Origin of the sequence: Streptomyces glaucosporus, assembly GCF_039533345.1 — a bacterium.
Taxonomy (GTDB): domain Bacteria; phylum Actinomycetota; class Actinomycetes; order Streptomycetales; family Streptomycetaceae; genus Streptomyces; species Streptomyces glaucosporus.
In genome coordinates this window covers 162,291-186,412 of the sequence record NZ_BAAATJ010000007.1, presented here as the reverse complement: position 1 = coordinate 186,412, position 24,122 = coordinate 162,291, and the positions used below count along the sequence as shown (strand labels likewise).

At 74.5% G+C, this 24,122-nt stretch carries 20 protein-coding genes; 9 read left to right on the top strand and 11 right to left on the bottom strand.

Features of this window, described 5'->3' with window-relative positions:
* Positions 1-43: 43 nt before the first annotated feature.
* Positions 44-2,776, bottom strand: a complete 2,733-nt coding sequence (locus ABD358_RS11090) for an FG-GAP-like repeat-containing protein (RefSeq protein WP_344630747.1) — start codon at positions 2,774-2,776, stop codon at positions 44-46.
* A gap of 572 nt (positions 2,777-3,348) precedes the next feature.
* Here ABD358_RS11090 and ABD358_RS11085 point away from each other — a divergent pair.
* Both ABD358_RS11085 and ABD358_RS11080 read left to right on the top strand, forming a co-directional pair.
* Positions 3,349-3,999 (top strand): RNA polymerase sigma factor, encoded by a 651-nt coding sequence (locus tag ABD358_RS11085; RefSeq protein ID WP_344630746.1) that lies wholly within the window; start codon positions 3,349-3,351, stop codon positions 3,997-3,999.
* Positions 3,996-5,177, top strand: coding sequence for a hypothetical protein (locus ABD358_RS11080; protein WP_344630745.1), 1,182 nt, complete (start codon positions 3,996-3,998; stop codon positions 5,175-5,177). The genes ABD358_RS11085 and ABD358_RS11080 overlap by 4 nt, the downstream gene beginning before the upstream one ends.
* A 300-nt stretch (positions 5,178-5,477) precedes the next feature.
* Here the strand turns inward: ABD358_RS11080 and ABD358_RS11075 are convergent, their stop codons facing one another.
* A complete protein-coding gene (locus tag ABD358_RS11075; protein WP_344630744.1) occupies positions 5,478-6,410 on the bottom strand; it encodes a L,D-transpeptidase family protein in 933 nt (310 codons plus the stop codon).
* 257 nt (positions 6,411-6,667) lie between these two features.
* Here ABD358_RS11075 and ABD358_RS11070 point away from each other — a divergent pair, with 257 nt between their 5' ends.
* Entirely contained in the window at positions 6,668-8,266 is a 1,599-nt protein-coding gene (locus ABD358_RS11070; protein ID WP_344630743.1) for an acyl-CoA mutase large subunit family protein, read from the top strand.
* 99 nt (positions 8,267-8,365) lie between these two features.
* Here ABD358_RS11070 and ABD358_RS11065 read toward each other — a convergent pair whose 3' ends face one another.
* The 3 genes from ABD358_RS11065 to ABD358_RS11055 all read right to left on the bottom strand — a co-directional run bounded on the left by ABD358_RS11065 (position 8,366) and on the right by ABD358_RS11055 (position 11,231).
* A complete protein-coding gene (locus tag ABD358_RS11065) occupies positions 8,366-8,542 on the bottom strand; it encodes an SCO1431 family membrane protein (protein WP_344630742.1) in 177 nt (58 codons plus the stop codon).
* Positions 8,543-8,793: 251 nt separating this feature from the next.
* A complete protein-coding gene (locus tag ABD358_RS11060; RefSeq protein WP_344630741.1) occupies positions 8,794-10,182 on the bottom strand; it encodes a hypothetical protein in 1,389 nt (462 codons plus the stop codon).
* Positions 10,179-11,231 (bottom strand): glycosyltransferase family 2 protein, encoded by a 1,053-nt coding sequence (locus tag ABD358_RS11055; RefSeq protein WP_344630740.1) that lies wholly within the window; start codon positions 11,229-11,231, stop codon positions 10,179-10,181. The genes ABD358_RS11060 and ABD358_RS11055 overlap by 4 nt, the downstream gene beginning before the upstream one ends.
* A 187-nt stretch (positions 11,232-11,418) precedes the next feature.
* Here ABD358_RS11055 and ABD358_RS11050 point away from each other — a divergent pair, with 187 nt between their 5' ends.
* From ABD358_RS11050 to ABD358_RS11030, 5 genes are all read left to right on the top strand, one after another.
* Positions 11,419-12,753 (top strand): DUF6716 putative glycosyltransferase, encoded by a 1,335-nt coding sequence (locus ABD358_RS11050; protein ID WP_344630739.1) that lies wholly within the window; start codon positions 11,419-11,421, stop codon positions 12,751-12,753.
* A gap of 116 nt (positions 12,754-12,869) precedes the next feature.
* A complete protein-coding gene (locus tag ABD358_RS11045; protein WP_344630738.1) occupies positions 12,870-14,075 on the top strand; it encodes a cytidylyltransferase domain-containing protein in 1,206 nt (401 codons plus the stop codon).
* Positions 14,076-14,077: 2 nt separating this feature from the next.
* Positions 14,078-15,010, top strand: a complete 933-nt coding sequence (locus ABD358_RS11040) for an N-acetylneuraminate synthase family protein (RefSeq protein WP_344630737.1) — start codon at positions 14,078-14,080, stop codon at positions 15,008-15,010.
* Positions 15,011-15,023: 13 nt separating this feature from the next.
* Positions 15,024-16,214 (top strand): hypothetical protein, encoded by a 1,191-nt coding sequence (locus tag ABD358_RS11035; protein WP_344630736.1) that lies wholly within the window; start codon positions 15,024-15,026, stop codon positions 16,212-16,214.
* 158 nt (positions 16,215-16,372) lie between these two features.
* Entirely contained in the window at positions 16,373-17,620 is a 1,248-nt protein-coding gene (locus tag ABD358_RS11030) for an amidohydrolase (RefSeq protein ID WP_344630735.1), read from the top strand.
* A gap of 46 nt (positions 17,621-17,666) precedes the next feature.
* Here the strand turns inward: ABD358_RS11030 and ABD358_RS11025 are convergent, their stop codons facing one another.
* From ABD358_RS11025 to ABD358_RS11000, 6 genes are all read right to left on the bottom strand, one after another.
* On the bottom strand, positions 17,667-17,894 hold the full coding sequence (locus ABD358_RS11025; protein WP_344630771.1) for a hypothetical protein: 228 nt from the start codon (positions 17,892-17,894) through the stop codon (positions 17,667-17,669).
* 258 nt (positions 17,895-18,152) lie between these two features.
* The gene (locus tag ABD358_RS11020; RefSeq protein WP_344630734.1) at positions 18,153-18,407 is read right to left on the bottom strand and encodes a type B 50S ribosomal protein L31; all 255 of its coding nucleotides are present in this window, start codon (positions 18,405-18,407) and stop codon (positions 18,153-18,155) included.
* A gap of 317 nt (positions 18,408-18,724) precedes the next feature.
* Positions 18,725-19,396: a helix-turn-helix transcriptional regulator gene (locus ABD358_RS11015; RefSeq protein WP_344630733.1), complete on the bottom strand. Its 672-nt coding sequence runs from the start codon at positions 19,394-19,396 to the stop codon at positions 18,725-18,727.
* 181 nt (positions 19,397-19,577) lie between these two features.
* Positions 19,578-20,291 (bottom strand): hypothetical protein, encoded by a 714-nt coding sequence (locus tag ABD358_RS11010; protein WP_344630732.1) that lies wholly within the window; start codon positions 20,289-20,291, stop codon positions 19,578-19,580.
* A gap of 210 nt (positions 20,292-20,501) precedes the next feature.
* The gene (locus tag ABD358_RS11005) at positions 20,502-21,224 is read right to left on the bottom strand and encodes a hypothetical protein (protein WP_344630731.1); all 723 of its coding nucleotides are present in this window, start codon (positions 21,222-21,224) and stop codon (positions 20,502-20,504) included.
* Between the two features lie 80 nt (positions 21,225-21,304).
* The gene (locus tag ABD358_RS11000) at positions 21,305-22,357 is read right to left on the bottom strand and encodes a hypothetical protein (protein WP_344630730.1); all 1,053 of its coding nucleotides are present in this window, start codon (positions 22,355-22,357) and stop codon (positions 21,305-21,307) included.
* A gap of 541 nt (positions 22,358-22,898) precedes the next feature.
* On the opposite strand from ABD358_RS11000, the gene ABD358_RS10995 reads away from it, so the two are divergent.
* A complete protein-coding gene (locus ABD358_RS10995; RefSeq protein WP_344630729.1) occupies positions 22,899-23,960 on the top strand; it encodes a BMP family lipoprotein in 1,062 nt (353 codons plus the stop codon).
* Positions 23,961-24,122 lie beyond the last annotated feature (162 nt).

Genomic DNA, 24,122 nt, shown 5'->3' with positions numbered 1-24,122 from the left:
GGCCTCCCGCGCGGATGGACCGCGCGGGAGGCCGGTCACCCGGTCACGGCGCGAGCTGCCCGCCCAGCCGGACGTCCGCGGCCAGGCCCAGCTTCGAGCGGGTGTAGTAGACGCCGCCGGAGGCCGAGACGCCCCTGCTGCCGGCGTCGAGCTGGAGGACCGTGCCGTCGCCGGTGTCCTCGCCGTCCGCGCCGATGGCGAGATCGGTGCGGCCCCAGCCGGAGAGGTCGGCGAGGAGGACCGCCGTACCGAGGCGGTCGCCGGACTCGCTCACCCCGGGCATCCCGGAGGTGTCCTGGTGGAGGGACCGGGTACCGGAAGTGCTCAGTCCGGACGAGGTGCCGGTGAACAGCAGCGACGTGCCCGCGTCCTTGCGGTTGACGCCGTCGCGGGTGAGGTCCTCGCGGGCCACACCGGCGAGGACGTCGGCGCGGCCGTCGCCGTCGACGTCCCCGACGGCCACCGACCAGCCCATCGCGTCGCCGGCCTCGGCGGCGCCCGGGACCCCGGAGGTGTCCTGGTGGATCACCTTCCGGCCGGTGGTGGTGGGGCCGCCGGCCGAACCGGGCAGCACGGTGATCTGGCCGCCGCTGTGGGCGCCGGACTCGGCGGTGTACGGCTGGCCGACCACCAGGTCCGCGTAGCCGTCGCCGTTTATGTCGCCCGCGGCGACCGAACGGCCGCCCTTGACGGAGGCGAGGCCGACGTACTTCAGGCCCTCGGCCGAGCCGTTGAGGAGCGTCAGCCGGCCGGTGCCGCCGGAGTCCCGGTGGCCCAGGACCACGTCGGCGTAGCCGTCGCGGTTGAAGTCGCCGGTGGCGGACGCCAGGTGGGAGATGGTGCCGGACGCCGCCTGGAGGGTGCCCTTGCGCACGCGGCGGTCGGCGCCGCCGAACGTCCACCAGCCGGCCGGTCCCTTCCGGGAGGCGGTGAAGACGTCGGCGTGGCCGTCGCTGTCGAAGTCGCCGACGGCGACGGTGGAGCCGAACCGGGCCCCGTCCACGCGGTCCCGCTCGGCGGGATCCAGCCAGTGGCTCCTGTCGAAGCCGGGCCCGTACAGGACGACCGCGCCGCCGGAGTCGGTGTGGCCGGCCGTGTCGTTCTCGCCGGGGATGCCGACGACCAGGTCCGCGTGGCCGTCGCCGTCGACGTCGCCGTACGCGGTGGCCTCGCCGAAGTTGTCACCCGGCTCCGAGGCGCCCGCGACGCCCGGGCTGGACTGGGAGAGGGTCACCCTGGCCCCGGCCACCGGTCCGTCCACGCCGCCGGGCACCACGGTGACGGCGCCCGCGCCCGACGCGGAGCCGACCGCGGCCCGGTGGGCGCCGGCCGCCAGGTCGGCCATGCCGTCGCGGTTGAAGTCCGCGGTCGGGGTGGCGGAGCTCGCGGCCGGGCTCGCGGCGAAGCGCCGGATCTCCGGCAGCCTGTCGTAGAGGGACTGGCCGGGGCACTCGGTGGCGAAGCCGTCGCGGTGGCCGGAGACGGTGTTGAGCGTCGCCCGGGCGCCCTTCTTCCAGACGCCGGTGTCCTCCGCGGCGGTGAGCGTCACCCTGCCCGCGGGGTTCACGCCGTACTGGCCCAGCTTCCACGCGGCCACCCGCGCCACGGCGTTCAGGGCCGGTGAGGTGGGCACGCCGTCGGTGGCGTAGTTGCCGATCACCGCGATGCCGGCGGAGTGGCTGTTGAAGCCGTAGGTGTGGGCGCCGTACACCGGCAGGTCGGCGCCGCCGCCGCGGCCCTCGAAGACCGTGCCGCACTTGTCGACCAGGAAGTTGTAGCCCAGGTCGTTCCAGCCGTTGCCCTCGGTCTGGTACGCCATGATCGCCCGGACGATCGCGGGCGACTGCGAGCAGCTGTAGGCGTTGGCGTCCGTGGTGTGGTGGACGAAGACCGCCTTGATGCCGTCCGCCAGGTACGCCGGGGGCTCCTCGACCAGCGACTCGTCGGCGCCCCAGACGGAGCGGGGGACGACGGGCGGCCGGGTGACGGCCGACTCGGGCGCGGTCGGCACGGTCGGGGTCGGGCTCGGCGTCGCGCTGTCGGAGGGCGACGGGGTGGCGGAGGGGCCGCCGGTGGGGCTCGCCGTGGCGGTGTCGTCCGGCGCGGGGGTGGTGGCGGTGTCGCCCGGCGCGGGGGTGCTCCCGGAGGGGGCGGGCGCGGTGGTGGCGGGCGCCGGGTCGGTCCCGGTGGGGGAGGCCGTGGGGTCCTCGGCCACGTAGGCGGCGGGCTCCAGGTCCGAGCCGGGGTCCGCGGGGCCGGTCCCGGCGTCGGCGGCCTTCGCCTCGCGCTTCGTCACGCCCGGGTCGACCAGGTCCAGCCGCATGCCGCCGGGAAGTCCGGCGGTCGTCCGCCCGTCGTCCGACACGACGCGGGCCTCGACGCCGTCCGAGGGGCCGACCCAGCGCGGTTCGGTCGCGCCGCGGGCCCGGATCTCACGGCCCTCCGCGCTCTCGGGGGCCCTCAGGTCCAGCCCCAGTTCCTGCCAGGGGGACCACTGGCCCGTCTCGGTGCTGCGGGTGCGCACCTCGGCCCGGCCGTCGAGTTCGGCGGCGGCCCGCGGCCAGGAGATGCCCAGCAGGCTGAACGGCCTGGTGTCGCGGCGGGCGACCTCCTCCTTGCCGCTGCCCCCGGCCCGGAGCTTCACGGAGTGGACCCTGACCGGCGACGCGGTCACGGACGGCCCGCGGTCCTCCGGGGGGCTCGCCACGGCCACGGTCACCACTCCGGCGCCGCCGGCGACCACGGCCCCCAGGGCCAGCCAGACGCGCCCCCTCACGCTCGTCGTTCTGCGCGCACGTGCTCTTCGCGGACCCAAGCCCCGCCCCTTGTCATGTCGTTCGGGCCGGGGCCCGAAGTACGGCCGCCCCAAACGGAACGGGGCATTCCGCTCAGCGTGCCGGGGAGACGAAATGTCACAGCCCCCCGGACGGAAGCGGCGGAACGGGGACGGAGAGGGCGGAGGAGGGCGCCGGGCGGGGGCGGGAGGGGCCGGGAAGGCGAAGACGGCCGGGGTCGCCACCCCCCACAGGAGAGACCCCGGCCGCCATCGAGTACGGGCCTTCGCGCCGAGCGAGGCCCGTTGTCCACATCAGCGCCGGGGGACGGAAAAGTGTTACCCGCCGGTCCCGCCGCCTCCGCGCAGGACCTCCGCGACCTCTCCCCGGGGCCTCCCCGGAACCCCCCGGTGTCTCTCTTCTCCGTAACTACCGACCCGTCCGCATGGACGGGGGAGCACACTAGGTCGTAGCGTGCTGCTTCGCATCGACGCGGATCGAAGCATCATGGCGAGACCGCGCCCGGCCAGGGGCGCGGGCGGGCGCTACATCGCGAAGTGGGGCAGGACAAGGCGTGCAGGGGGAAGACGCGGAACTCACCGCAGCGGTGCGAGCGGCGCGGGAGGGGGACGAATGCGCCTTCCGCACCGTCTACCGGGCCGTACATCCCCGCCTGCTGGGATACGTGCGGACACTGGTCCCGGAGGCCGACGCCGAGGACGTGGCGTCCGAGGCGTGGCTCCAGATAGCCAGGGACCTGGAACGTTTCGAGGGCGACGCCGACCGCTTCCGCGGGTGGACGGCGCGGATCGCCCGCAACCGCGCCCTGGACCACATCCGCGCCCGGGGGCGGCGGCCCGCCACCGGCTCCGCCGACGACGAGGCCGAACTGGCCGTGCTGCCCGCGGGCTCCGACACCGTCGACGAGGCGCTGGAGTCCATCGGCACCGGCCGCGCCATGGCCCTGATCTCCCGGCTGCCGCGCGACCAGGCCGAGGCGGTCGTGCTGCGGGTGGTGGTCGGCCTCGACGCCAAGGGAGCCGCGAAGGTGCTGGGCAAGCGGCCGGGCGCGGTACGGACCGCCGCGCACCGCGGTCTGCGCAAGCTCGCGGAGATGCTCGACGGCGAGGAGGCGGCGGGCGACGGGGTTCCCGTGCCGCGCACGGGCACGAACGCCGCACGCGGTGTGACGGAAAAGGCCGGAAGAGCGCTGAGGGAAACGTGAGGGCCGACGACCGGTACGACTGGCTGGACGAGGAGGCCGCGGAGCGGCTGCTGCGCGGCCGTCCGGCCCACGGCCCGTCCGCGGGGCACGACGCGCGGACAGCCGCCCTGGTGAAGGCCCTCGCGGAACTCGCCGCCGTCCCCGCGACCGCTGCCGCCACAGCCGGCCGCACGTCCGCGTCCGGCGCGGACGACGGCGGAGGCGAACTGCCCGGGGAGGCCGCCGCACTGGCGGCCTTCCGGGCGGCCCGCACCCGGACCGGGGACGGCGCCGGGGAGCGGCGCGCCCGCCGGATGCCGTGGGCCGGCTCGTACGGCCGTCCCCTGCGGGTGGGTCTCGCGGTGGGGATCGCCGGCTGCGTGGTGGGCGGCGTCGCCGTCGCAGCGGGCACCGGTGTGCTGCCGACGCCGTTCCACGGCGGGAACGATTCGCCCTCCCCGGTGTCGAGCGTGTCGTCCCTGCCCGCGGAGGAGGGCACCGGCCGGCGTGCCGCCGGCGGCCACGGGACACCCGCCGGCGGGAACGGACAGGACGGCGGATCCGGTGGAACGGGCGACGGCGCCCCCGCCGGCGACCGCCCCGGCGCCCGCCCCGGCGACCGCGGCACCGGGGACGGCGGCACCGGGGACGGCGGATCCTCCGGCGACGCCCCGCGCGACGGCGAAAGAACCGGAGCCGAGGACCCCGCCGACCGGGAGGCCGCGCCGGACGCGTGGGCCGAGGCGCTGTGCGACAAGCGCGGGAACGGCGGACTGGACAAGGCCGGCCGCGCGGAGCTGGAGCGCGCCGCGGGCGGCCCCAACAGGGTCGAGGACTTCTGCCGCCGTCACGGAGGCCCGGACGGCGATCCGTCCGACGGCCGTTCGCCCGGCGGCGGTTCGTCCAACGGCGGCGGCGCGTCCGGCGGGAACGGCACGGGACCGGGGGTCCCGGCGAACCCCCCGAGGGGCGGCGAGAGCGGTGACGTCCTCCCCGGCGAGGGCGGGGAGAGCGGCGACGTCCTTCCCGGCGAGGGCGAGAGCGGCGACACGCTGCCCGAGGACGAGGAGACCGCCGTCCCCGCCGGCGACGGAACGTCCCGTCCGGGCGGGACGGGCCCCTCCGCCGGTCCCGCCGACCCGGCATCCGACCCCGCGTCCGACCGGGCCGCCGCGGTCGCCGGGCCGGCCGGTTCCTGAACCCCGGCCCGCTCCGAACCGCTCCGAGCTGCTCCGAACCGCTCCGGGAAGACGGGGGAGCGGCAGGTGTGACACTTTTCGAGCCACCGACGCAGTAAGAAATGAGCCGACTGGTCATCGGCGAACGCGCCACCCAAGGTTCCCCCCGTACCTGCGGGATGCGCGTAGGCGCGGGCGGGGTTCGTTCCCCCGGTCCCGCCCGCGCCGCTTCTCACCGTCTCCCCCGGCGCCCTTCCCGGCGTCCCCGCCGCGGCGCCCCGGTCCCGCCGGCCGTCAGTAGACGACGGTTCCCGCCGGCCGTCAGTAGACGACCACCTTCTCGCCCACGCGCACCTGGTCGAAGAGCGCGGCGATCTTCTTCTCGTCCCGCACGTTGACACAGCCGTGCGAGGCGCCGTTGTAGCCGTTGGCGGCGAAGTCCGCGGAGTAGTGCACCGCCTGCCCCCCGCTGAAGAACAGCGCGTACGGCATCGGGGTGTCGTAGAGCGTCGAGTGGTGGTGCCGGCTCTTGAAGGTGACCCCGAACTCGCCCTCCCGGGTGGGGGTGAGCTCCGATCCGAAGCGCACGTCCATGGCCGAGACGATCTTCCCGTCGATCATCCAGGCCAGCGTCCGGCTCTCCTTGCTGATGCACAGCACGCGCCCCGTCAGGCACCGCGGGTCCGGGTCGGCCACCGGCCGGGTGGTCGGCGGGTACAGCTCCTGCCGGGTGGGCGTCCTCGTGTGCGCCGTCAGCGTTCTCCAGGTGGCGTCCGTGACCCGGCCGTCGGCCGGCAGGCCCCGCCCCTTCTGGAACGCGGACACGGACCGGACGGTGACCGTCCCGTAGTAGCCGGTCGGATTGAGGCCGAAGTGCCCCGTCTGGCGCAGCCGGGCCTGGAGCTCCCGGACCTTCTCGCCCTCGGAGCCCTGCGCCATCAGCGCGGGCGGGGGCGCCGCGGAAGTGGTGGGGGCCGCCGGCGGCGCGGGCTTCCCGGCCTTCCCGGCCTTCTCCTCGTGCTCCGCCGCCTCCTTCCTCCCGGTGCTCGCCGACGCCGACGGCGGCTTCGACGGCGCGGCCGGGGCGGCGGGCGCGGCGGCGGTCACGGACGGTGCCGCCGACGGCGGCGCGGACGCCGCCGGTCCGTGCGGCTCCGCCCCGGCGGGCTGCACCGCGCAGCCCGACGCCAGCAGTGCGACGGCCGCCGCGGCGCACACGACGCCGACGCCGGCCCTCGTGGGCCTGTGTGTCATGAAACCCCCCGGGCATCGTGGAACCCCTGCTCCCACCCGTTCTCCACGAGTGGGGATTCCCGGCCGCAACCATGCCCGAACCCCGGGCGGTGCGGGAGAGGGCGGGGGGAATCGTTGCACGAGCGACGCACGGAGACTCTTCCGAGGGGGCACCCGCTCTTCTGTGAGCAAGGTCCCAGGCTGTGGCTCTCCCGCCATCCGCGCGCCGATCGCTACAGTCCGTGTCGGACAGGGCGACGAACCGGGAGGCACCGAACATGGCACGCGAGACTGGCAGCGCTCGGCTCACGGAGAGCGGACTGCCGATCGAGCCGGTCTACGGACCCGAGGCGCTCCGGGACTGGGATCCGGCCGGGAAGCTGGGCGAGCCGGGCGCCTACCCCTACACCCGGGGCGTCTACCCGACGATGTACACCGGGCGGCCGTGGACGATGCGGCAGTACGCCGGGTTCGGCACGGCGGTGGAGTCCAACGCCCGCTACAAGCAGCTCATCGCCAACGGCACCATGGGCCTGTCGGTGGCGTTCGACCTGCCCACCCAGATGGGGCACGACTCCGACGCCCCGATCGCCCACGGCGAGGTCGGCAAGGTCGGCGTGGCGATCGACTCCATCGAGGACATGCGGGTGCTGTTCGACGGCATCCCGCTGGGCGAGGTCTCCACCTCGATGACCATCAACGCGCCCGCCGCGGTGCTGCTGCTGCTGTACCAGCTGGTCGCCGAGGAGCAGGGCGTGCCCGCGCACCGGCTGACCGGCACCATCCAGAACGACGTGCTCAAGGAGTACATCGCCCGCGGCACCTACATCTTCCCGCCCAAGCCGTCGCTGCGGCTGATCGCGGACATCTTCCGGTACTGCAGGACGGAGATGCCGCGCTGGAACACCATCTCCATCTCCGGCTACCACATGGCCGAGGCCGGGGCCACCCCGGCGCAGGAGATCGCCTTCACCCTGGCCGACGGCATCGAGTACGTGCGCACCGCGGTGGCGGCCGGGATGGACGTGGACGACTTCGCGCCGCGGCTGTCGTTCTTCTTCGTGGCGCGCACCACGATCCTGGAGGAGGTGGCCAAGTTCCGCGCCGCCCGCCGGATCTGGGCGCGGGTGATGCGCGAGGAGTTCGGGGCGAAGAACCCCAAGTCGATGATGCTGCGGTTCCACACCCAGACCGCCGGGGTGCAGCTGACGGCCCAGCAGCCGGAGGTCAACCTGGTCCGGGTGGCGATCCAGGGCCTGGGCGCGGTGCTGGGCGGCACCCAGTCGCTGCACACCAACTCCTACGACGAGGCCATCGCGCTGCCCACCGACAAGTCCGCCCGGCTGGCGCTGCGCACCCAGCAGGTCCTCGCCTACGAGACGGACGTGACCGCCACCGTCGACCCGTTCGCCGGCTCGTACGTGGTGGAGTCGCTCACCGACCGGGTGGAGGAGGCGGCGCTGGAGCTGATGGCGAAGGTGGAGGAGATGGGCGGCGCGGTCGCCGCCATCGAGCGCGGCTACCAGAAGAGCGAGATCGAGCGCTCCGCGTACCGCATCGCCCAGGAGACCGACTCCGGCGAGCGGGTCGTGGTCGGCGTCAACCGGTTCCAGCTCGACGAGGAGGAGCCCTACGAGCCGCTCCGCGTCGACCCGGCCATCGAGGCCCAGCAGGCCGAGCGGCTGGCGCGGCTGCGCGCCGAGCGCGACCAGGCGGCCGTCGACGCCGCCCTGGCCGCGCTGCGCAAGGCCGCCGAGGGCAGCGACAACGTGCTCCACCCGATGAAGGAGGCCCTCCGCGCCCGCGCCACCGTCGGCGAGGTCTGCAACACCCTCCGCGAGGTGTGGGGCACCCACACCCCCGCGGACGCCTTCTGAGAACCCGCGCCCGGCCGCCCGGGCGCGGAGACGCGGACGTCCCCCGGCGGTGGCCGGGGGACGTCCGCGCACGTCCGGTGCGGGAGCGAGCGCTTCGGCTCAGAGCAGCCCGAGCCCGGTGGCGATCACGGCGATCAGCACGGTGAGCGTCCAGCCGAGCGCCTGCTCGACCAGCTTCTCCCGCTCCTCGTCCGACGGTCCGCCGGTGCGGACCCAGGGTGCCGCGATCCTCGCCGCCATCGTGTGGCCCATGGTGGTGTCCTCGTCTCGCCTCATGACACGCCCGTGCACCGGCGCGCCGACGGTCTGCGGTCGCCGCGGACGAATGCCGCGGCCAGTCCAGGATGCGGGGAGGAGGCGCCGTCCAAACAGAGACGCGGCTCACTCCCCGGCCGGGCGGCCTCCCGCCGTCCGGCCCCGGCATGCCCTCCAACCAGGGCGGACGGGACATCGGGACGGCCGGCCGCCCGGCCGTCCTGTGACGAACGACACGCAGCGGGCCGCTTTCCCGCGGCCCGCGGCCGGTCTCAGCGGCGCACCCTCCGCCCCAGCGCGCGGGCACGGCGCGCGGCGCGCCGCACGGTCTCGCTGCGGGCGACGGGCTCCAGACCGGCGGGGAGGGCGCCGGGCAGGGCGAGGAGTGCCAGACGGCGGCGCGGAAAGTGGCGCCGGACGCGGTCGCCGGGGTGCGCGGCCAGGAAGCGCTCCGCCTCCCCCCGCAGCTCCGGATGGACCCGCGGCCACATGCAGAAGGCCATCGCCCGCACCAGCCCCGCGAGTTCCGTCCGGGTCTCCTCGCCCCGCCCGCCGCCCGCCGCCGGTTCCTCCAGGTCCGGCAGCAGCGCCTCGGCGATCACCGCGGGGACGCGGTCGGCGTTCTCGTAGGGGGCCATGCGGGCGAGCACGGCGTCCGTGCCGCAGCGGGCGGCCGGCAGCTCCAGGACGGCGCTGGCGGTCAGCAGCGTCCCCGGCGGGAAGCCGGTCACCAGGGCCGGACGCAGCCGCTCGCACAGCACCTCCGGCGGCGGCGAGCCCTCGGCGGCCGACAGCTCCACGCCCAGCCGCCCGGCCCGCTCCCGGAGCGCCCGCACCCGGTGCTCCGGGGCGGCCGGGTGGGGGGCGAAGACCACCGTGCGGTGCCCCAGCGCCCGCAGGGCGCGCAGCATCCGCGCCTGGAGCCGCTCCTCCTCGCCGGCCGCGAGCGCGCCCGGCGCGTCCGGGTCCTGCCCGACCAGCAGCGCGCACCTGCCGGGCGCGTCCGGCGGCGGCAGTTCGCGCGCCGACTCGGCCAGGACGGCCCGCAGCGCCCCGGCCGGCACGGCCCGCGGCTCCACGCCGAACTCCGCCAGCAGCAGCGGACTCAGACCGGGCAGCAGACCGGGGTGGAGCAGCCGCCGCACCCGGGTGCCCAGGAGCGGGTCGAGCCGGCCGGGAGTGGGGCCGTACGCCGCGGCCCCGGTGGCGTACACGTCCAGCGGGGCGTCGGGGAAGATCCGGGCGAGGGCCTGCGCCGGGGCGGTGTGGACGTCCTCCACGACGAGCTCCACCTCCGCGTCCTCCAGACCCCACAGCGCCCGCACCTGCCGCTCCCACAGGGGCGCGTCGTCGGCGCGCGGCACCCAGTGGCCGGGGTGGAGGGGGCGGATCACGTCGTTCCAGGACAGCACCCGGTCGAAGCGGCGCCGCAGCGGCGCGAAGCCGGGCAGGGCGTCCGGGGCGGGGGTGGTCTCGGGGACGGCGGCGGTGTTCGCGACCAGCAGCACCCGCTCCTCGTCCCCCTCCGGCAGCCTCTCCTCCGGCGGTCCTTCCTCCGGCGGCCTTTCCGCCAGCAGTCCGACGTCCAGCGCCGCGGCCAGCAGCGCGACGCCCTGCGCGGTGCCGGCGACCAGCAGCCGGACGCGGCGGGCCGGGCTCATCGGCCGGCTCCCGCGGCGGCGCCGGCGGTACGGGCGCGGTGGTCGGGGCGGAGCACGGAGGACAGGACGGGGCGGCGGAGCAGCCGGCGCAGCCGGACGGCGCGTTCGGCGTCCATGGAGTCCACGGCCCGCCGCACCAGGTCCTCGGGGAGCCGCCGCAGGGCGGCGGCGCAGCGGGCGCGCACCGTGCGGGCCACGTGCGGCTCGAAGCGGTCGCTCGTCAAATGGTGGTGGACGACCGCGCAGTAGGTGCGGACGGCCTTGGGCAGCAGCTCCGCCGCGTCGCGGTCGCGGGAGGTCTCCTCGACCAGCCGGTCGTAGGCGGGGATGAAGTCGAGCTGCCGCTCGTCGCCGATCCGGGTGAGGGAGGTGGGGACGTCGCGCCGGTAGAAGACGCCCGTCAGCCCGACCACGGCGAAGGACGCCGCCTCGCGGTGCAGCCGCCAGATCCACGGCCGGTCCTCGGCGGTGCGCAGCTCCTCGTCGAAGCGGAGGACGCCGCTCTCCAGCAGCCGCCGGTGGTAGACGCCGGCCCAGGCGTAGGCGTAGTCGACGGAGGTGGTGCGGTGGGCGGGGAGGATCGCGCCGCGCGGGTCCAGCACGGTGCCGCGGCGGCCGTGCGGGGCGCGCACCACGGTGCGCCTGCGGCCGGCGCACCGCACGTGGTCGGTGCGGAGGAAGTCGCAGCCCAGCGCCTCGGCGGCGGCCAGCAGCTCGCGGAAGTGGCCGGGAGCGACCCAGTCGTCCCCGTCGAGGAAGGCGAGGTACGTCCCGCGCGCGGCGTCCAGGCCGGTGTTGCGCGCGGCGGACACCCCCCGGCGGCGCTTGTGCCGCAGCACGACCGCGCCGGGAATCTCCTTTTCCGCGCGGTCCAGGAGATCGGAGGTGCCGTCCGTCGAACAGTCGTCGACCAGGAGGAATTCGACGTCCCTTTCCCCGGGATTCGGGGAGTTTCCGGGGTTCTCCGCGTTCAGAAGCAGACTGCGGAGGGTGTCGGGGGCGTACGGCCGAACGTTGTGGAACGGCACGATGACGGAGAGCTTGACCACTCGGGTGAGGTTAGGGACCCGAGCGTCACCTGCGCCGACCGGCGACGTAAGCGCAGGTGAACGCATAGTGTCGGAATGGTGAACCCCGTTTTCCGGAAGGCGGGTTGGCCGTCCGTCGGTGTGCTGTTAACCGTCTGTTGTGTTTGCGTTGGGCCGGGAATCGAAATGCCTTCCTAGCGTCGATGACGTGCCATCACGTACCGCTTCGGATTTCCCGGACCCGACGACGCGCATCGCCGTGCTCGCCGATTCCGACACGCGCTGGAAATGGGGCGCGCTCACCGCGCACCGCATCGCCCCCGGCGCGCGCCTCGACGGGCTGCTGCTGCGCGGCCGGGCCACCCCGACCGCCCGCCAGCTCGACGAGGTCGGCGTGCGCGCCGCCTCGCTGCGCGAGGTGACGGCCGCGGAGTTCCTGGCCGCGGTCGACCGCGACGCGTACGACGTGGTGGTCCTCGCCTGCGTCGGCGGCACCGTCCAGGCGATGCTGCACGGGCTGGCGCACAACCTCAACGGGCAGGCCCGCCGGCCGGTCACCGTCACCGGCTACGTCGGCGTCGTCTACGAGAAGCTCGCCGACGGGCTGCTGCTGCGGCACGGCGCGGACGTCGTCCTGGCCAACTCCGCCCACGACGCGGAACGTTTCCGCGCGGTCTACGAGGGCGTGGGCGCCGACCCCGGCAGCGTGGTGGAGTGCGCGCTGCCCTTCCTGGGGGGCGCCCCGTACCGGAAGTCGGCGGAGCGGCCCTACACCGTCGTCTTCGCCGTCCAGCCGTCCGTTCCGGCGAACCGGGCCGACCGCGAGTACCTGCTGCGCCGCGCCGCCGGGCACGCCCGCCGGCACCCCGACCGCGAGGTGCTGGTCAAGCTGCGCAGCAAGCCGGGCGAGCACACCACGCACATCGAGGAGCAGCCGTACCAGAAGCTCGCGGCGAAGCTCCCCGGCGGGCTGCCGTCCAACTGCCGGCTGGTCTACGGGCACATGGGCGAGGTGCTGGACCGCACCGACCTGCTGGTCACCGTCAGCTCCACCGCGGCCCTGGAGTCCCTCCACCGGGGCATCCCCACCGCGGTCCTCACCGACCTCGGCGTCCGGGAGGCACTGGGCAACCACCACTTCCTGGGCTCGGGCTGCCTGATCTCCTGGGACCAGCTCGACGAGGGGGCGCTGCCCGAGCCCGACGCCGCCTGGACGGCCCGGCAGGGCGTCGTGGCCGACGGCCCCTACGAGGCGGCCTTCGACGCCGCCCGCGAGCGCGTCGCCGCCCTCGTCGCCCGCGAGACCCTGCTGCCGATCACGCCCTACTACACGCTCACCACCGCCCCCGGTTACCTCCCGGGCGTCCTGGCCCGCCACGGGCTCGACCCCTCCGGCGCGCTCCGGCCCGACGCCGCGGCCGGCAGGCCCGCCTCCGGGCTGCGCCGCGCCGTCCGCTCGGCCGTCCGGGACGCGGCGCGCGGCGCGTACCGCCACGGCGTCCAGCGCGTGGCGCCGGTCATCCGCCGGATGGGGGAGCTGTGAGCGGCGACACCGTCCACGGAGCGGCCCGGCAGGTCCGGCGGACCCAGGCACAGACCCAGACCCAGGCACAGACCCAGGCACAGACACAGCCGCAGCAAGCCCAGCAAGGAGCCGCAGTGCCCCCCGACGCCCCCACCGTCCTCGCCGTGATACCCGCCCGCGGCGGCTCCAAGGGCGTGCCCGCGAAGAACCTGGCCACCGTCGGCGGCGTGCCGCTGGTCGTCCGCGCGGTGCGGGAGTGCCTGGCGGCGCGCGGCGTGACGCACGTGGCGGTCTCCACCGACGACGCGGCCATCGCCGAGGCCGCCCGCGGCGCGGGCGCCGAGGTGGTCGAGCGGCCCGGCGACATCGCGGGCGACACCGCCACCAGCGAGTCCGCCGTCCTCCACGCCATGGACGTCCACGTCCGGCGGCACGGCGGGGAGGCCGACGTGGTGCTGCTGGTGCAGTGCACCAGCCCCTTCCTCACCCGCGAGGACGTCGAAGGCGTCGTCGCCGCGGTGGCCTCCGGCGGCGCCGACAGCGCGCTGACCGTCGCCCCCTTCCACGGCTTCGTCTGGCGCGACGGCTCCGGAGACGGCTCCGGCTCCGGCGACGGCGGGTACGGCGTCAACCACGACAAGGCGTACCGCCCGCGCCGCCAGGACCGGCCGCAGGACCTGCTGGAGACCGGCGCCGCGTACGCGATGCGCGCCGACGGCTTCCGGAAGGCCGGGCACCGCTTCTTCGGCCGCACCGAACTGGTGCGCACCGACCCGGCGCGCGTGCTGGAGGTCGACGACCCGCACGACCTCGCCCGCGCCCGCGCGCTCGCCCCGCTGCTCGACGGCCGGGCCGGCGCGCTCCCGACCCGCGACGACGTCGACGCGGTCGTACTCGACTTCGACGGCACCCAGACCGACGACAGGGTGTACGTCGACTCCGACGGACGGGAGACGGTCGCGGTCCACCGCGGCGACGGGCTCGGCATCGCCGCCCTGCGCCGCGCGGGACTGCCGCTGCTGATCCTGTCCACGGAGGAGAACCCGGTGGTCGCCGCACGCGCCCGCAAACTGCGGATCCCCGTGCTCCACGGCGTCGACCGGAAGGACCTCGCCCTCAAGCAGTGGTGCGAGGAGCAGGGCATCGCGCCGGAGCGCGTGCTCTACGTCGGAAACGACGTCAACGACCTGCCGTGCTTCGGCCTGGTCGGCTGGCCCGTCGCGGTGGCCAGTGCCCACGACGTCGTGCGCGGCGCAGCCCGCGCGGTCACCTCCGTCCCCGGAGGGGCCGGCGCGATCCGCGAGATCGCCTCGTGGATCCTCGGAAAGGAACTGTCTTGACCATGACCAGCCCCCGCCTCCGTACCCTCGGCAGCAAGATCGTGGGCCCGGGCCACCCGGTCTACGTCACCGGCGAGATCGGCATCAACCACAACGGCGACCTGGAGAACGCGTTCGCCCTGATCGACGCCGCCGCCGAAGCCGGCTGCGACGCCGTGAAGTTCCAGAAGCGCACCCCGGAGATCTGCACCCCGCGCGACCAGTGGGACATCGAGCGCGACACCCCCTGGGGCCGGATGACGTACATCGAGTACCGCCACCGCGTCGAGTTCGACGAGGAGGGCTACCGGGCCATCGACGCCTACTGCAAGAAGAAGGGCATCGACTGGTTCGCCTCCCCGTGGGACGTGGAGTCCGTCGCCTTCCTGGAGAAGTTCGACGTGCCCGCCCACAAGGTGGCCTCCGCCTCCCTGACGGACGACGAGCTGCTGCGCGCCCTGCGCGCCACCGGCCGCACGATCATCCTGTCCACCGGCATGTCCACCCCGAAGCAGATCCGGCACGCGGTGGAGGTGCTGGGCAGCGAGAACATCGTCCTCTGCCACGCCACCAGCACCTACCCGGCCAAGGCCGGCGAGCTCAACCTGCGGATGATCCACACCCTGCAGGCCGAGTACCCGAACGTGCCGATCGGCTACTCCGGCCACGAGACCGGCCTGCAGACCACCCTCGCGGCCGTCGCCCTCGGCGCCTGCTTCGTCGAGCGCCACATCACCCTGGACCGCGCGATGTGGGGCTCGGACCAGGCGGCCTCCGTCGAGCCGCAGGGCCTGCAGCGCCTGGTGCGCGACATCCGCACCATCGAGGAGTCGCTCGGCGACGGCGTGAAGCGGGTCTACGACAGCGAGCTGGCCCCGATGAAGAAGCTGCGCCGGGTCAAGGGCGTCGTGGCCGAGGCCGAGGAGGCCGCGGACCGCGAGCCGGCGACGGTCTGACGGGCCGGCCGCGGTGAGCACCGGGGGCGTTCCCGCACAGCCCGGCAAGGGGGCGGACGCGGCGCGGCGGGGGGCGCGCCGTGTCCGCGCCCGCCGCGGTCCGGGCACCCTCGCCTTCGTCGAGAGCCCGGTCCAGCTCCTCAACGTCCTGGAGTGGGCCCACGCCGGGCACGGGGACGGGGCGGGGGGGCGGACCGGGGACCTCACCGTGGCCGTCCTGCCGCCGCGGGACCCCATGACCCGGGGGCAGCTCCGGCGGATGGCGCAGCTGGCCCGCGAGGAGGGCGTCACCGTCCGCTGGGAGGAGGCCCGCGGCGGGGCCGCCGCGCCGCTGCGGACGGTCGCCTCGCTGCTGGGGCCGCTGCGCCGTGCGTCGCGGATCGTGGTGGGGGACCCGTTCTCGCGGTACGTGCAGCTCCTGCTGTCGCTCGCCCGGACCGGGCGGGACGGCGGGGCCGGCGGCGGGGGGATCGTGGTGGTCGACGACGGCACGGCCACCATGGAGTTCGTCGCGCAGCTCGCCCGGGGCGAGCGCCTGGTGCGGTGGCACGGCAGGGGCGCCGGGGGAGCGCGTGCGGCGATCTTCGCGCCCGTCTCCGCTTCGGCGCGCAGGCGGATGACTCCGTCCGCCGACCAGCGGGTCGAGGTGTTCAGCTCGATGCCGGTGGAGCCGCCCGAGCACGTCACCGTCACCCGCAACGACTTCGCCTGGACCCGGGCCCGCTTCGGCCCGCCCGCGCTCATACGCGGCGCCGACCTGGTCGGCACCTCGCTGGTCGAGACCGGCGTGGTGGACCCGGAGCGCTACCTGGAGGCCGTCGCCTCCCTGGCCCGGTCCCACGGCGCCGTCCGCTACTTCGCCCACCGCCGGGAGAGCGCCGAGAAGCTCCACCGGATAGCGGACCGGACGGGGCTGGAGATCGTCCGGCCGGACCTCCCCCTGGAACTGGTCGCCCGGCGCGGCCCCATCGGGAACACGGTCCTGAGCTTCCCGTCCACCGTCGTCCACACCCTGCCCCTGGCCCTGGCGGACACCGGGGTGACGGTCGCGGTCTGCGACGTGGACCCGGCCTGGTTCACCGAGAACGCCTCGCCCCGCGCCCAGGGCTTCCTCTCCGGGGTCACCGGCACCGCGCGGGACGTCCGCAGGCTGGCGCCGGACCCCTCCCCGCCGCCGGTCACCCCCGGGGCGTCCACGTCCTGACCCGATCGTGACCACATCGTGAAACCAGCGGAAACGGAGGTCATACCCATCCGCACCAGGCCGTATGCGGCCGGCGACCGGTTTTTCCGTCCCCTCTGAGGCTGAACTTTGCCCGTTCCCTCTGCGGAGGGCCGTCACCTGGGCTTACCCTCGACAAGGTGAGCCAGTTGTTGTCGCCAGAGTCCAGCATCCGGACCACCGGTGAGACGCCCTTGCCCGGCGCCCTGCCGGAGGCCCTCCGTACCGAGCTCATCGCCTTCCGCCGGGACCTCCACATGCACCCCGAGCTGGGGCACCAGGAGTTCCGGACCACCGCCGCCCTCCGCGCGCGGCTGGAGAAGGCCGGGCTGCGCCCGCGCGTACTCCCGGGCGGCACGGGGCTGATCTGCGACATCCACCCCGGCGGCGCGGCCGCGGGGGACGGCGTCCGCCCGATGCTGGCCCTCCGCGCCGACATCGACGCGCTCCCCATCCCGGACACCAAGACGGTGCCCTACCGCTCCACCGTCCCGGACCGGGCCCACGCCTGCGGGCACGACGTGCACACCACCGCCGTGCTCGGCGCCGGCCTGGTCCTGGCCGACCTCGCCCGCCGGGGGCTGCTGCCCCACTCGGTGCGGCTGCTGTTCCAGCCGGCCGAGGAGGTGCTGCCGGGCGGCGCCACCGACGCCATCGAGGCCGGGGTGCTGGACGGCGTGGGGCGGATCGTCGCCGTGCACTGCGACCCCAAGGTCGAGGCGGGCCGGATCGGCCTGCGCGCCGGCCCCATCACCTCCGCCTGCGACCGCCTGGAGGTCTCCCTCGACGGCCCCGGCGGCCACACCGCGCGCCCCCACCTCACCACCGACCTGGTCACCGCGGCGGCCAAGCTCGCCACCGAGGTCCCCGCGCTGCTCTCCCGCCGCGTCGACACCCGCACCGGGCTCGCCCTCACCTGGGGACGGCTGGAGGTGGGCCACGCCCCCAACGTCATCCCGCAGCACGCCGAGCTGTCCGGCACCGTCCGCTGCCTGGACCTGGCGGCCTGGCGGATCGCGCCCGACCTGGTGCACGCCGCGATCGACGAGGTCGCCACGCTCCACCGGGCCAAGTTCGAGATCAACTACATCCGCGGCGTCCCCCCGGTCGTCAACGAGCAGACCACCGCCGAACTGCTGCGCGACGCCATGGTCGCCCGGCGCGGCGCGGGATCGGTCGAGGACACCGAGCAGAGCCTGGGCGGCGAGGACTTCTCCTGGTACCTGGAGCACGTCCCCGGCGCGATGGCCCGCCTCGGGGTGCGACCGCCGGGCGACCGCACCCCGCGCGACCTCCACCAGGGCGACTTCGACGTGGACGAGAGCGCGATCACCGCGGGCGTCGAGCTGTTCACCGCCGCGGCCCTGCTGGACGCGGAACGCGAATAACGCGAACGGCGCCGCGCCCGGGCCGGGCCTGCCCGGTCCGGCGTCCTCACGGTGTCCGGCGCCGACGGGCGGCGCGTTCCGCCGCGGCGTGCCACCAGCCGGGCGGGGACGGCCCGGTGACCCGCGCCGCCGGCTGACCGGGGTGGAGCCCCAGCCGCCACAGGGCGTCGGCCCGCACCCGCACCGCGTACCGGCCGTGCCAGTGACCGTCCTCGCCGACGCCGCAGGCCAGGTCCCAGCGGACCTCCTCGGGCGCGAAGGGCGCCCAGTCGATGCCGCGCTCGCGCAGTCAAGCGCGCAGGGCCGCCGCGGGACCGGGGCGCCCGGGCAGGTTCTCCCCGGACGCCACGGTGATCCAGTCGGTGGTTATGGCGGTGCTCGGGCCGGAGCGGGAAGAGTCCATGGCGCCATGGTGGCGCGGCGCCGCCCGCCTGTCACGGGGCGCGGCGCCGGACTCCGCCGCCCTCCCGCGCCCGCCGCGGCCCGTCCGCCGTGCTCGCGGACGGGCGGGTACGGGCTTCCGCCGTCTCCGTCAGCCCCCTCCGCGCTTTCCGTAGCGGCGCTCGAAGCGTTCGACGCGGCCGGCGGTGTCCAGGACCCGCTGGGTGCCGGTGTAGAAGGGGTGGCTGGCCGAGGAGATCTCGACGTCGACGACGGGGTAGGTGTTGCCGTCCTCCCATTCGACGGTCTTGTCGCTGGTCATGGTGGAGCGGGTGAGGAAGGCGAAGTCGGCCGCCCGGTCGCGGAAGACGACGAGGCGGTACGGCGGGTGGATTCCCTGCTTCATGAGCGCTCCTTCCGGGTTGTTCCCCTGCTTCCGATGGTTCCTCTTTCCTCCGGATTCCGGGAGGGGGCGGCGCTCCTCTTCGAGAGGGATCGAGCACGGGGATGCGGGCACCCCCGTGCCCGTCCGCCGCCGACCGGTCGGCGTGGAGCCGGGCTTCGGCTACCGCGCTCCCGCCCCCGTCGGCGGGCCTCCCGTCGGCTCCCGTACGAGCTGCGCCGCCGGTGCCACCCGGGCGCGGACGCGGCAGGACGTCCACGCCGGCCTCCCGGGACCGTCCCGGTGACGTTCCCACCGGGCGGAGTCGTTCCGCACGGCGGTCATCCGGCGGGCGACGGGTGTTCGCCCCCGGTCGGTGACGCGTTCCACGTCGTGCGGAGCCGGGGAGGCCAGACGTCCGCGGCGAGCAGCCCGGCGACGTAGGCCCTGGCCACCACGGCGGTGCGGCCGCGTACTCGCAGTTTCCGGCGGAGGCGGTCGATGTGGTAGTCCAGCCCCTGGCGGCTGAGATGGAGTCTCCGGCTCAGTTCGACGTTGGTGAGGCCGTAGGCCAGGCCCTCGACGATGCGCGCTTCCACGGTGGAGAGCCTGGGAGGCGCGGGGAGCGCCGGGGAGCCAGGGCGGGGTACGAGCGGCAGCAGGCAGCACACCGCCTCGGACTCGGGATCCCCGGGTACCGCCAGCCAGGCCACGACCCGTACCCGTACCCGTGCCCTGTCCCCGCCGACGGCGTTCCGGGCCGCGGTGCCGAGCGGGGTGGTGGCATGGAAGTACGCGCCGCGGTCGGAGCCGAGCCGACTCCAGAGCGTGACGCACAGTGCCTCCGGCAGGTGGTGGTGGGCCGGTGAACCGGTCAGTTCCCCGAGGGGGCGGCCGGTGAGCCGGGCCGCCGACGGATTGGCGTCGACGACGACGCCGGAGCGGTCGACGACGAGGAGCGCCATCCAGGCGCGCGCGAACAGCGTGCGGTGTGCCGACGTCCGGGCGGGCATCGCTCTCACCCGCGCCGTCGTGGTGCGATCAGGGGCCGGGGACCAGGGGGGTGCTGATGGTCGTGACGGCTCATGAGCACTTGTGTAGTGGAATTGTCCGGCATCGTCCGAAGAACATGAACTTCGCACACGAACAGGCCTGTTCTGAGATTGTCGTTCCATCATCTTTCCTGGTGAGCCATCAGATCGGCTTCTCGAGCCGCCTGTGCAGCGACGCGCGGTGGGGTCCGAGCCTGCGCAGCAGGGCGGGGCCCAATCGGTCCCCCTCGTCCCGTTCCAGCGCCGCCGTCACTTCGCGGGAGAGCTCGGGAGGCAGGTCGTGGACGACCCAGGTGCGTACGGCCCAGCGCAGCAAGGCGCGCTGCGCCAGCACGGCCGGATCGCCGTCCGTGTCCCCGGACGTCTCGACGGCGCCTTGTGCCGCCGCGTCCTGGTCCGCCGTGAGCAGGGACCGGCCCAGGACGACGGGGACCACCCCGCCCCTGGGGCTCACCCGGCGTGCGATGGCGAACCGTTCGGCCGGGGTCAGGGAGCGGCGCAGCCGCTGCGTCTCGGCCTCCACACGGGCCAGGTACGCGGAACGGGCCCGCCGCTCGCCGCGGGTCAGCGGGTCCGCGGCGCGGGCCGCGGTGCTCCAGGCGTTGCGGAGGCGGGCCTTCAGCAGCGCGGGCCAGACGTCGTACCGCTCCCAGTCCATACGGCGGACCGCCTGGAACACCTCCCACAGGACCTCGCTGTGCACCGCGTCCCGGTCGGCCCCCGGCGGCAGTCTGGCCGCGCACGTCCGGGCGGTGCGCAGGGCCCAGGGCCACAGCGTCTCCAGCAGTCGGTCGCGGGCCTCCCGGGGCGCCCCCCGCCGCGCTCTTCCGGCGAGGCCCCGCAACTCGGTCTCCACCCAGGTCCGGTCGAACGGATTGGCTTCTCGCGACGGGCCGGTCCCTCGGCGAGGTACCGGCCTCTTCCGGCGTTCCGACATGCGTCCCTCTTGATCACTCCGGAGAACCGACGTGTGTCGTCCTCGTGTCTCGATGGCGGATGTGTCGGGCGGGCGCCTGGCGGGGGAGGGCGCACGCCCTCCCCCGGGCGGTGACGGTGTCGTCGTGGTTCACGGCGTTCCGCGTGCCGCCGGATCCCGGGAGGGGACGATCAGCGAGTCGCGGAACGCGTCCAGGGGGATCGGGGCGGCGTAGGGTCCGTCCGCCGACCAGCCGGCGTTGATGTCGTAGCGCAGCCCGGCCGGGCAGGCCCGTTCCAGGTCGACCAGGACGGTGGGGCCGAGGACCCGGTCGACCGGGCTCCCCGCGTACAGCGGGCGGGTGGTGAAGGTCAGCGCGACCCTGGGCAGGGGCGCGACGAACACCAGGTTGTTGCCGTACAGGGGGAAGGCGCAGTACGGCGCCGGCGCCTCCCGGGCCGCCGGAGCGGACTGTGCCAGGCCGCAGGAGAACGGTGTGCCGGTCAGGTTCCGTACCGTGATGTACGGGGATTCGCCCTGAACGGGCGCGACGGAGGCGAGGGCGTTCGAGGCGACGTCCACGACCTGCCCGGGGCCGGCCTTGGCGAAGGACCGGCCGGTGACGACGGTGTCGCGCACCGGCTCGTCGGTCGAGGCGTACGCGTAGGTGGTCTCCTGCCACGACAGCGTCGTCGACGGGGCGTACGAGGCGGTCGTGGCCCAGACCAGCGGGCTGCCGCCGCCCTGGTCGCACTCGACCGCGTGGAACAGGCAGAGCCGGTAGTTCCCCTCGGCCAGCAGACGGACGGTCTCCTGCGGCATCGTCAGGTCGACCATCAGGGTCCGGGCGCTCCCCGCGCCGGGCGGCGGCATTCCGCACACCTCCTTCCGCGTGCCCGCCGGGTGCCGGGAGCGCCGCGGGGGACGTCCGACGGTCCCCCGCGGCGCTCGGCTCAGGGCGTGATCTTGCTGACCTTGGCGAACTGGTACGGGGTGGTGCTGTCGCCCGTCCGGGTGCACCTGACCTTCCAGAGTTCGGTGACCCGCGAGCTCTGGAAGGTGTAGGAGAGGTAGTACTCACCGTCCTGCCGGATCACGGGGGCGCCGCTCACCGGCGTCAGAGAGGCGCTCACGGTGCTCGGGGTGACGTCCCCGGCGTTGCTGTGGGCGAGGAGCGTCCTCGGCGTGTTCGCCCCCGTGAGGCTCTGGTAGACGGAGATGCTGTTGGCGGGGTCGCCGGAGCCCGGGGAGCGGAGGCCGCCGCCCTGGAGCTCGGGGGGTGCCACCAGGGTCTCGACGAAGGCGTCGTCGGGGATGTTGGTGGCCACGTTTCCGGCCCAGGACCAGCCGCTGTCCGCGTCATAGGACAGGTCGGCATGGCCGGTGCCGGTCAGGTCGACCAGGACCGCCGGGCCGATCGCGCTCTCGATGACCGTGCCGTCGTTGTGAGGGCTGGTGGCGAAGACGAGCGCCACCTTCTCCACCGGGGTGATCAGGTCACGGCTGGACCCGAAGAGGGGGAAGGCGCAGATCGGGGTCGGGGGCTTGGTGCTGCCCAGGGGGTTCGGCTGGGAGAGACCGCAGCTGAACCGGGTCTTGGTCCGGTTGTGGATCGTGACCGCGCCCGCCGTGCCGCCCTGGTTGCTGACCGAGACGACCGCGTTCTCCTCGACCTCGAGGACCTGGCCCAGGTCGATCTGGCTGTGGTCGCTGCCGGTGAAGTCGACTCCGTTCTCGATGGCGTGCATCGAGGCGTAGGCGTAGTACTTCTCCACCCAGTTCAGGGAGGTGTCGGGCGAGTAGTTCGCGGTGGACGCCCATACGGTCGGCCTGCCGCCGCCCATGGCGCTCTCCACGGCCTTGAACATGAACAGCTTGAACCCGCTGTCGTGCAGGGCCCGGACCGTGTCGCCGGACATGGTGAGGTCGATCGAGTAGTGGGTCCCCTCCACGTTGCGGAGCCGTGGTACCGGAACGGGGCGGGGGGACGGGTGTCGGCGGATCATGCCGCTCTCCTTCGGTGCGGGTCCGGGCCGGGTGCCCGGACGCTCTCCGCCTCTTCCAGTAGGCAGAGCCGCTCCGCCGCACCGTCCCCCGTTGCTCGCACATATGCTCGGTAAACCCCTGTCACCTGCGGTTTCACTGCCGCGTCCGCCCGTGGCCGATGCGCGGTACGGGCGGAGAACCAGGCAAACGCCAAAGAACCGCGCACCGGGAACGGCGATCGGGTCGTTCTGGGTGCGGACGCGTGGACGGGCCCACGCCGGTTTCCCGCTCGGAGTCCGGGTGCTCAGGGTGAGGCGCGTCACCTCCCGGACGGCCCGGGGGGTGCCCGGGAGGACGAGGGGAGGACGCCGGGACGGTGAGCGCGCAGGTCGCGGGCGGGCAGCCGGAACCTCCGCGTCACGGTGTAAAAGAGTGGGGACACACCGTGTTGACACCGAACTGATAACGGCTCCTCGCAAGGACTTTTCCTGGCATCTACGCGCGTTACGATGCGGCGGAAGCCAGCGCCAACGGAGGCGCTTCGAGCGAAGGGAAGTCCTCTTGCGCCGGGTAAGCAAGCTCGTCGCCGCGGCCGGCACCGCCGCGGCCCTCGCCCTCAGCGCCACCGCGTGTGGCAGCACGTCCACGGAATCCTCTTCCGCCTCCTCGGGCTCCTCGGAGAAGAGCAAGGGCATAGCCCTCGCCTATGACGTCGGCGGCCGCGGCGACCAGTCGTTCAACGACGCCGCCTACGCCGGCTTCGAGAAGGCCAGGAAGGACTTCGGCATCGGCGGCGAGGACGTCGAGCCGTCCGACGGCGAGTCCGACGCCGACAAGGTCCAGCGCCTCACCGACCTGGCCAGGCAGGGCTACAACCCGGTGATCGGGGTGGGCTTCGCCTACGCGCCGGCGATCAAGGAAGCCGCCGAGAAGTTCCCCAAGACCACCTTCGGCCTGATCGACGACGAGACCGTCAAGGGCGAGAACATCGCCAACCTCGTCTTCAGCGAGGAGGAGGGCTCCTACCTGGCGGGCGTGGCGGCGGCCAAGGCCACCGAGAGCAAGGTCGTCGGCTTCGTCGGCGGTGTCGAGGTGCCGCTGATCAAGAAGTTCGAGGCGGGCTTCGTCCAGGGCGTCAAGGACACCGACCCGTCCGTCAAGATCAAGACCCAGTACCTGACCCAGCCGCCGGACATGGGCGGCTTCTCCAAGCCCGACCTGGGCAAGGAGGCCGCGCGCGGCCAGCTCGACGCCGACGCCGACGTGATCTACCACGCCGCCGGCCTCGCCGGTCAGGGCGTCATCGAGGCGGTCGCGTCCAAGGACAAGTGGGTCATCGGCGTCGACTCCGACCAGTACAAGCAGAAGACGCTGGACAAGTACAAGGACAGCATCCTGACCTCCATGACCAAGGACGTCTCCGGCGCGGTCTACAACCTGGTCAAGTCGGTCCACGAGGGCGAGCCGAAGACGGGCGTGGTCCGCTTCGACCTGAAGTCCGACGGGGTGGGCCTGTCCGACTCCAACCCGGCCTTCGCCAAGATGACCGAGCTCCAGGAAGCCGTGGAGAAGGCCCGCGAGGGCGTCGTGAACGGCGACATCAAGGTCAAGACCGCTCCCTGATCCACCGGCCCTCCGGATCCGCGACCGGATCCGGTCCGGCGCGGTACGGCCGGAGCGGCGCCGGCCGCCGGACGTCCCCCTTCCCCGGGCGTCCGGCGGGCCGGCCGCCCGGTCCGGTCCCAGGGCCCGGCTGCGAGGACCTCACGAGGGTCCCGCTGCCCG